The 8,344-nt window shown below is 66.8% G+C and carries 5 protein-coding genes; 1 reads left to right on the plus strand and 4 read right to left on the minus strand.

Annotated features, from left to right (window positions below; all coding sequences use genetic code 11):
* Positions 1 to 224 precede the first annotated feature (224 nt).
* The 4 genes from J7367_RS05135 to xerD form a co-directional block, all read right to left on the minus strand.
* Positions 225 to 464: a hypothetical protein gene (locus J7367_RS05135; protein WP_176214970.1), complete on the minus strand. Its 240-nt coding sequence runs from the start codon at positions 462 to 464 to the stop codon at positions 225 to 227.
* A 154-nt stretch (positions 465 to 618) separates the two neighbouring features.
* Positions 619 to 4,665, minus strand: a complete 4,047-nt coding sequence (purL, locus tag J7367_RS05140) for a phosphoribosylformylglycinamidine synthase (RefSeq protein ID WP_057664017.1) — start codon at positions 4,663 to 4,665, stop codon at positions 619 to 621.
* Between the two features lie 500 nt (positions 4,666 to 5,165).
* Positions 5,166 to 5,978, minus strand: a complete 813-nt coding sequence (locus J7367_RS05145; RefSeq protein ID WP_057664015.1) for a DsbC family protein — start codon at positions 5,976 to 5,978, stop codon at positions 5,166 to 5,168.
* A 480-nt stretch (positions 5,979 to 6,458) separates the two neighbouring features.
* Positions 6,459 to 7,430: a site-specific tyrosine recombinase XerD gene (gene xerD, locus J7367_RS05150; protein WP_057664012.1), complete on the minus strand. Its 972-nt coding sequence runs from the start codon at positions 7,428 to 7,430 to the stop codon at positions 6,459 to 6,461.
* Between the two features lie 356 nt (positions 7,431 to 7,786).
* Here xerD and J7367_RS05155 point away from each other — a divergent pair, with 356 nt between their 5' ends.
* The gene (locus tag J7367_RS05155; protein WP_057664009.1) at positions 7,787 to 8,254 is read left to right on the plus strand and encodes an RDD family protein; all 468 of its coding nucleotides are present in this window, start codon (positions 7,787 to 7,789) and stop codon (positions 8,252 to 8,254) included.
* Positions 8,255 to 8,344: the final 90 nt, after the last annotated feature.

Here is an 8,344-nt window from a genome sequence, read left to right on the forward strand (position 1 = left end):
ACTGCCGGCGATGGGGAGCGTGCGTCTGTGAACCGGGAAATTCCCGCGGAAAGCGCCAGAAATGGCGAAATTCCGAAGTTCCAAAAGCCACTCTTCGGAACGACGCCACCTTCCGCCCTGTCAGGTCTCGTTGTTCAGACCTTCCCTAATTGAAAAGTGGACCTTCAATGCGATTGCCGTCACACACCGCAAAATCAGCGAGACGAAATAAATAATCAATATTTTTAAGTTACTAAAAAATGACCAGGTATCGATTGATTATTTAGTCGCAACTTCGCCACCGCTAAATCAAAGATATTGGCAAAAAAAGGTTGCGATTGCAGTGCATTGCGCACCTGGCTCATCGAACGACCATTGCCGATCGCGCCGCTCCAGCACGTGATTCGAGCGCGCCGGCAGCTTGCACCCGCGAGGCCGGTAAACACGCTTAGCTTGGAAACGAGGCTATTGATCGCGTCGCGCATGTGTATTGGTAGCGGCAGCACGCAACGAACCTTCACCCTATTCCCGACGTCCGACCGGAAGTTCAGCGCGCCTGCCAAAACGACAACGGCCGTGTGCATCGCTGCACACGGCCGTCGGGTCATACGTCAGCGGCTGCCGATCAGCCGCACGGCATCAACCGCACCACACCCGCGCGTTGCGGAACATCCGCAGCCACGGCGAGTCGTCGCCCCAGTCGACCGGGTACCAGCTCAGGTTTGCGCTGCGTGGCGTGCGCTCCGGATGCGGCATCAGGATGGTGACGCGGCCGTCGCTGCTGGTCAGCCCGGTGATGCCGTCAGGGGAACCGTTCGGATTGAGCGGATACTGCGACGCCACCCCGCCGTCGCCATCGATGTAACGCAATGCCACGCGTGCGGCGGCCTGGTCCACGGCGCTATCGAACTCTGCGCGGCCTTCGCCGTGCGCAACCGCCACCGGAATCCGCGAGCCGGCCATGCCGCGCAGGAAGATCGACGGCGACTCCACCACTTCCAGCAGCGCGGTGCGCGCTTCGAACTGCTCGCTGCGATTACGCAGGAAGCGCGGCCAATGCTCGGCACCGGGAATGATGTCCTTGAGCTGGCTGAGCATCTGGCATCCGTTGCACACGCCCAGCGCGAACGTATCGCTGCGTGCGAAGAACGCGGCGAACGCGTCGCGCAGCGCCGAGCGCTCCAGGATGGATGTCGCCCAGCCGCGGCCTGCGCCCAGCACGTCGCCGTAGCTGAAACCGCCGCACGCCGCAAAGCCCACGAACTCGCTCAGGTCCACGCGGCCCTCGATCAGGTCGCTCATGTGCACGTCGTAGGGTCGGAAACCGGCGCGCTCGAAGTTGTAAGCCATTTCGATCTGCCCGTTGACGCCCTGCTCGCGCAGGATCGCCACCTTGGGCCGCGTGCCGGTGGCCACGAATGGCGCCGCCACATCGTCGGACGGGTCGAACACCAGCTTCGGGCGCAGGCCTGGCGCCTTGAAATCACGCGCCAGCGCGCGCTCTTCATCGGCGCTGTCCGGGTTGTCGCGCAGCTTCTGCATCGCATGGGTCACCGACCACCACGCATCGAACAGCTCTTCCCAGCGCCATTCGGCCAGCACGCGGCCCTGCCCGCTCACGCGGATGCGCGGCGTGCCGGTGGGGCGTGCAATGCGCTGCGCGCATTCGGTCAATGCGTGGCGCTCGACCAGGTCGGCGAACGCGGCGCGGTCTTCGCTGGCGATCTGCACCACTGCGCCCAATTCTTCGTTGAACAGGCTGCGGAACGCATCGTCGCCCCACGCATCCAGCGTGATGTCCAGGCCCTGCCGCGACGCAAACGCCATCTCGCACAACGCGGCAAACGCACCGCCATCGCTGCGATCGTGATACGCCAGCAACAGCCCGCTGTCGCGCGCGTCGCGGATCAATTCGAAGAAACTGCGCAGCCGCTGCGCATCGTCCAGATCCGGCACCTCGCCACCGAACGCCGGCAGCGCGGTGTCGTCGGCATACACCTGCGCCAGCACCGACCCGCCCAGCCGCTGCTTGCCGCCTCCCAGCCCGATCAACCACAACTCGCTCTCTTCACCGCTGCGCAGCAACGGCGTCAGCTGCGTGCGCACATCGCCCACGGGCGCGAATGCACTGATGATCAACGATACGGGTGAAACGCTTTTCAGCGTTTCACCGGAAATAGGGAATGGAGAATCGAGAATGGTGGAAGCGGAGGACTCTGGCGTTTCACCATTCCCGATTCCCGATTCCCCATTCCCAACCTGCCACTGCGCCTGCATCGACAGCGAATCCTTACCGACCGGCACGCTCAGTTCGAGTGCGGGGCACAGCTCCATGCCGATCGCGCGCACGGCGTCGTACAGCAACGCGTCTTCGCCGCTATGGCCGGCGGCGGCCATCCAGTTGGCCGAGAGCTTGATGCTGTCCAGCCGCTGCACCGGTGCGGCGCACAGGTTGGTGATCGCTTCGCCCACTGCCATGCGCGCGGATGCGGCCGCGTTCAACAGCGCCAGCGGCGTGCGTTCGCCGATCGACATCGCCTCGCCTTCGAAGGTGTCGAAACCGGCCAGGGTGATCGCGCAATCGGCCAGCGGCAGCTGCCATGGCCCGATCATCTGTTCGCGTGCGGTCAACCCGCCCACGCTGCGATCGCCAATGGTGACCAGAAAGCTCTTGGACGCCACGGTGGGATGCGCCAACACGCGCAAACCGGCCTGCTGCAGGTCCAGCGACGCGGTCTGCAGCACCGGCCACTGCGGCGCGGCCGGATGCGCCGCATCGCGATGCATCTTCGGCGCCTTGCCGAACAGGACATCCATCGGCAGGTTGATCGGGAGCTGGGAATCGGGAGTCGGGAATGGGGAATGGGGAGAAGCGGCTTCGGCAACCGGCAGCACGCCGTTACCATTCCCGATTCCCGATTCCCCATTCCCGGCGTCCAGGACGCCGTATCCGACCACCAGCCGCTCCTCGGCCGTGGCCACGCCGACCGCGGCGAACGGGCAGCGTTCGCGGGCGCAAATGGCGGCGAATTCTTCAAGGCGCGCCTGCGGCACGCCGAGCACATAGCGTTCCTGCGATTCGTTGCACCACAATTCCAGCGGCGACAGCGACGGATCGTCGGTAAGTACGCGGCCCAGGTCGATGATGCCGCCCACGCCCGAATCGTGCAGCAGCTCGGGGATGGCGTTGGACAAACCACCCGCGCCCACGTCGTGGAACCAGCGGATCGGGTTGTCCACGCCCAGCGCCACGCAGCGGTCGATGACCTCCTGGCAGCGACGTTCCATTTCCGGGTTTTCGCGTTGCACACTGGCGAAATCCAGCGCCTCGGCGCTGTCGCCGGCCGCCACCGAACTGGCCGCACCGCCGCCCAGGCCGATCAGCATCGCCGGGCCGCCGAGCACGATCACCGCATCGCCCGGCTGCAGGCGCAGCTTTTCCACCTGGTTGCGATCGATCGCGCCCAGGCCACCGGCCAGCATGATCGGCTTGTCGTACGCGCGGGTCAGGCCCGGGCCTTCGGCAAGCTCGAAGCTGCGGAAATAGCCGAGCAGGTTCGGTCGGCCGAATTCGTTGTTGAACGCTGCGCCGCCGAGCGGGCCGTCGAGCATGATGTCCAGCGCCGGCGCCATGCGCGGGTTTAGCGCGCGCGGCGCTTCCCAGGGCTGCGGCAGGGTCGGGATGCGCAGGTGCGAGACCGAAAACCCGGTCAGGCCGGCCTTGGGCTTGCCGCCGCGACCAGTGGCACCTTCGTCGCGAATTTCGCCGCCCGCACCGGTGGCCGCGCCGGGGAACGGTGCGATCGCAGTCGGGTGGTTATGGGTTTCCACCTTGATCGCAAATGCCGACGGCAGCACTGCTTCGCTGCGGTATTGGCCGGTGGCCGGATCCGGGCGATAGCGCGCAGCCGGCACGCCTTCCACCACCGCCGCGTTGTCGCTGTAGGCCGACAAGGTGTGTTGCGGGGTCTGCTGGTGGGTGTGCTTGATCATGCGGAACAGCGAGCGCTCCTGCGGCTTGCCGTCGATGGTCCAGCTGGCATTGAAGATCTTGTGCCGGCAATGCTCGGAGTTGGCCTGGGCGAACATCATCAGCTCGACGTCGGCCGGGTCGCGGCCCAGCGCGCCGAAACGTTCGCGCAGGTAGTCGATCTCGTCCTGCGCCAGGGCCAGGCCCAGGTCGCGGTTGGCCTGCTCCAGCCCATCCAGCGGCACGCGCTGCAGCTGGCCCGGGTCGGGCACGTTGAACAGCGCTTCGGCAGCGGCGGCCGAACCAAGCAGCGATTGCGTCATCGGGTCGTGCAGCAACTTGGCCACGGCGGCCTGGGCAGCCGCGTCGTCCGGCCAGCCGGCCAGATCGATGCGGGTGCCGCGCTCCACGCGCTGGATCGGCTGCCCAGCCCCGCGCACCAGCTCGGTGGCCTTGCTCGACCACGGCGACAAGGTGCCCAGGCGCGGCACCACGTAGCGCGAGGAGGCATCGGCATCGCGCTCGGCGGGCGCGGCGTTGGCCTGCAGGATCCGCTGCAAGGTGGCCTGGTCGGGCGATTGCCCGGTCTCGGCACGGATGAAGTACACGTGCCAGGCGCCAGTGATACGCAGCGCGGGAACGAGGGTTTGCAGGCGGGTTTCGAGCCGAGCGCGGCGGAACGGCGAAAGGGCGGAAGCGCCCTCGAGGACCATCATGTCCGGGGAACCGTGTCAGAAACGGGGCTGCAGATTGTAACGGAGCTGATGGGTCGACGCCGGACTGCGCGTGCGATGGCGGGAATCGGGAATGGAATCGTCAGGCAGGATCCTTGTCGCCGCCCCCATGCGCGCACGTTGCACCGGCCGGCATGAAGGACGCGGCTAGAGCGTGTTACGTACGTCGAGGTACGTACGAAGCGTCCCGTGGCGCGTCGAGACAAGCCGTGCGCCTTGCCCAGGCTGGCCGCCTGGGCCCCAGGCGCGCGACGCGATATCGGCGCGCCACAGGGCACTTCCCGGAGGGTTGGCCGCCAGCGCGCGCCGCGCGGCAGCCAACGCATCGCATCTCAAGGTGCATAACACGCTCTAGATGGCGGCTAACCCCCAGAGACGGCAAAGGCCCGGATGCGGTCGCACCCGGGCCTTTGTCATTGCGCAGACGACCACCGCAACGGCGCCATCGGCGACGCGCCACGATGATCAGAGCCAATTAGGCCTCAGCGGCTGCCGCCGGCCGTGGTCACCGCACGCTTTTCCAGCGCCTCACGCAACTGGGCAGGCGGCAGGTAGCCACCGAGCTGGGTGCCGTCGGGGGCGAAGATCGCCGGCGTTCCGTTGACGCCCAGGCGCTGGCCCAGGTTGTATTCCATCGACACCGGGTTCTTGCAGTCCTTGGAGGCGACCGGCTGACCCGACTTGGCGGCCGTGAGCGCCTGCTTGCGATCGGCAGCGCACCACACCGCAATCATTTCCTTGTGGTCCTGGCTGCCCAGGCCCATGCGCGGGAACGCCAGGTATTCCACCGCGATGCCCTGCTTGTTGAGCTCGCCGATCTCGCTATGCAACTTGCGGCAGTAACCGCATTCCACATCGGTGAAGACGGTGACGGTGTACTTCGGGTTGGCCGGCGCGAACACGATACGGTCGGTCTGGGGCACGGTGTCCAGTTGCTTGCGGCGGTAGGCCAGCAAGCCCGGGCTGGCGGCGAACTGCTTGTTCTGGATGTCGAACGGCTGCGCCTGGATCAGGTAACGACCGTCGTCGCTGACGTACAGCACCTGCCCACCGACGACCACTTCGCGGAAACCGGGGAACGGCGCAGCGCCGATGTAATCGGGCTTGAAATCCGGGTCCAGCGCCTTGAGCGCCGTGCTCACGCGCTGGTCCACCGTGCCGGCGGCGGCGGCGGCCGCGGCGGCGGCCGCGGCGGCTGGCTTGGCGCCGGCAGTGCTTGCCGCAGGCTGCGAGGATTGTGCGCAGGCGGTAAGGCTGATCGCGCCCAGCAGCGCGGCAATGGCAAGACGATACATTCACGCATCCAGATGGAATGAGGTGCCGGGATTCTCGCACAGCGCAGATGAAGCCTGGCCGCGGCCGCGACAGTTTGTGAACGCTGCAGGCACCCGGTTGCTGCACCTGTTGGACAGACGCAGTGCAGAGCGTGGTTTGCCGCGTCTGGCGGTGGGCTCGGCACTTTCGCCGTCGCAAGGCGCCAATGAAGGTGCCACCAAGCGTCGTTCCTGCGCTCTTTTGCTTCCTGGGGTGCCCCGCCGCATGGCGTCCGGCGCCGACCGTCAGCTCAAGGTATGACAACGAGGAGGCCACGCCGGCCGGCGCCAGCCTGACCGGCAACGCCGCCGCGGCCGCCGAGCGCGTCTGGCGAGGCAGCAACAACGTCAGTTGGCGGCGTTGCTGCGGCCGCGGGCAGGCGATTGGCCTGGTCGCAGCTCTACCGCGACCGCGACCGGCGCGTCGCCAGCACGCATGCCCATGGCGAGGCGCCGCGCGGACTAACCACGCGGGTGATGGCTGGCGTGCAGTTTCTGCAGATGCTGGCGCGCCACCAGCGTATAGATCTGGGTGGTCGACAACGAGCTGTGGCCCAACAGCATCTGCAACGCGCGCAGATCGGCGCCGTGGTTGAGCAGATGGGTGGCAAAGCTGTGGCGCAGCCCGTGCGGGCTGACCGTGGCCGGGTCGATGCCGGCCGCCGCTGCGTAGCGTTTGACCAGCGCCCAGAATTGTTGACGACTGAGCGGTTGGCGGGAGACATCGATGAACAATGGCACCTGCCCGTCCACCGCCGTCACCGGCTTGTTCGCGGCCAGCAGCGGGCGCGCCTCGCGCAGGTAACGCTCCAACCAGTGCTGGGATTCCTCGCCCAGCGGCACCAGCCGGTCCTTGCTGCCCTTGCCGGTCACCCGCAGCACGCCCTGGCGCAGGTTCACCCCCACTGCCGGCAGGTTGACCAGTTCGCTCACACGCAGGCCCGCGGCGTACATCAGTTCCAGCATGGCGCGATCGCGCAGGCCCGCAGGTGTGTCAAGGTCCGGCGCAGCCAGCAGGGCCTCGATCTGACTTTCGGTCAAGGCCTTTGGCAGCGAGCGTGGCAGTTGCGGCGGGTCGATCAAGGCGGTGGGGTCGTCGCTGCGCACGCCATCGCGCAGGCACAGCCCGTAGAACGCACGCAAGGTCGACAACAGCCGCGCCGTGCTGCGCGGAGAATAATTGGCCCGGGTACGCCAGCGCAGATAGTCGAACAGGGCGGCACGGTCGATGCCCAGCAAGCCGCCACCAGCGCCGTCGCGCCAACGCGCCAGCCCTTCCAGGTCGCGCCGATAACTCTCCAGGGTCTGCCGCGCCACGCCCTGCTCGGCCCAGAACCGGTCGAGAAACCGTTCGATGACGCTGGCATCAGCCGGCTGCACCGGCGGCAGGTGGCGGGCTAGTTGGCGGCGTTCGGCGGGGCTGCTGGCAGACATCGCCACAGCATAAAACGCCGCGCGCGTCTTGAGAGCGGACGCAGTGCGGGTTGCCGGTAGGTGCCTGCCTGCGCGCGCGGGGTTAGGACATGTGCGCGTCGTTGTTATGCGTGATCAGCACGCGTCGGCCGCAGGCGGGAAGGCTATCCGGATCGCGACGCCAGAGCTGCCATGGCCGGTGGGTCCCAGCATGGGCATGCGCCCATTTGAACATGCCGCGTCTGCGCACCGACCGTCGCGCCAGGGTGCAATTGATCGCAGTTCGATGTATCGCGTGCGTCAGCGCGTGCAGGCACCAGAGCGTGGCTACTGCAGCGCGGCGTTGCGCCGTGCTTGGCGACCGTTATGCTCGCGCCATGACCTCGATCCCTTCGCCTCGCGTTGCGCGCGCGCCTGCCCTGGTGGGCTGGCGGCTGCTGGCGTTGTGCTACGACACCTGGCCGGTGCTGGCGCTGTCGATGCTGATCTCCACCGTGTTCACGCTGGGCTTTACGCTCGCCGGGCACCCCACGCGCGAAAACATCGCGCCTTTCAGCGGCTGGCAATGGCTGTTGTGGCTGTGCTGCTGGATCGCCGCAGGCCTCTACGCCACCGTGAGCTGGCGGCGCGGCGGGCAGACGCTGGGCATGCGCCCCTGGCGGCTGCGCTTGATCGACCCACAGGCGTCATGGCGTGCGCTGTGGATCCGCTATGCCGTCGGCAGCTTGTCGCTGGCGCTGGGCGGGCTGGGATTCTGGTGGGCGTGGCTGGATCGCGACCGGCTGACCTGGCATGACCGCGCCAGTAACACACGGCTGGCGCGTATTGCCAGGACATTGAAGTGATCGGGTCGGCAGTGACAACCTGCCTATCGAAGCTCCCGCATGTTCGATGCATGCGACTGCACCTGGAGTGCTAAGGAAGGTCTGATCAAC

The sequence above is a fragment of the Xanthomonas sp. D-36-1 genome (assembly GCF_017746155.1).
Lineage (GTDB): Bacteria > Pseudomonadota > Gammaproteobacteria > Xanthomonadales > Xanthomonadaceae > Xanthomonas > Xanthomonas cissicola.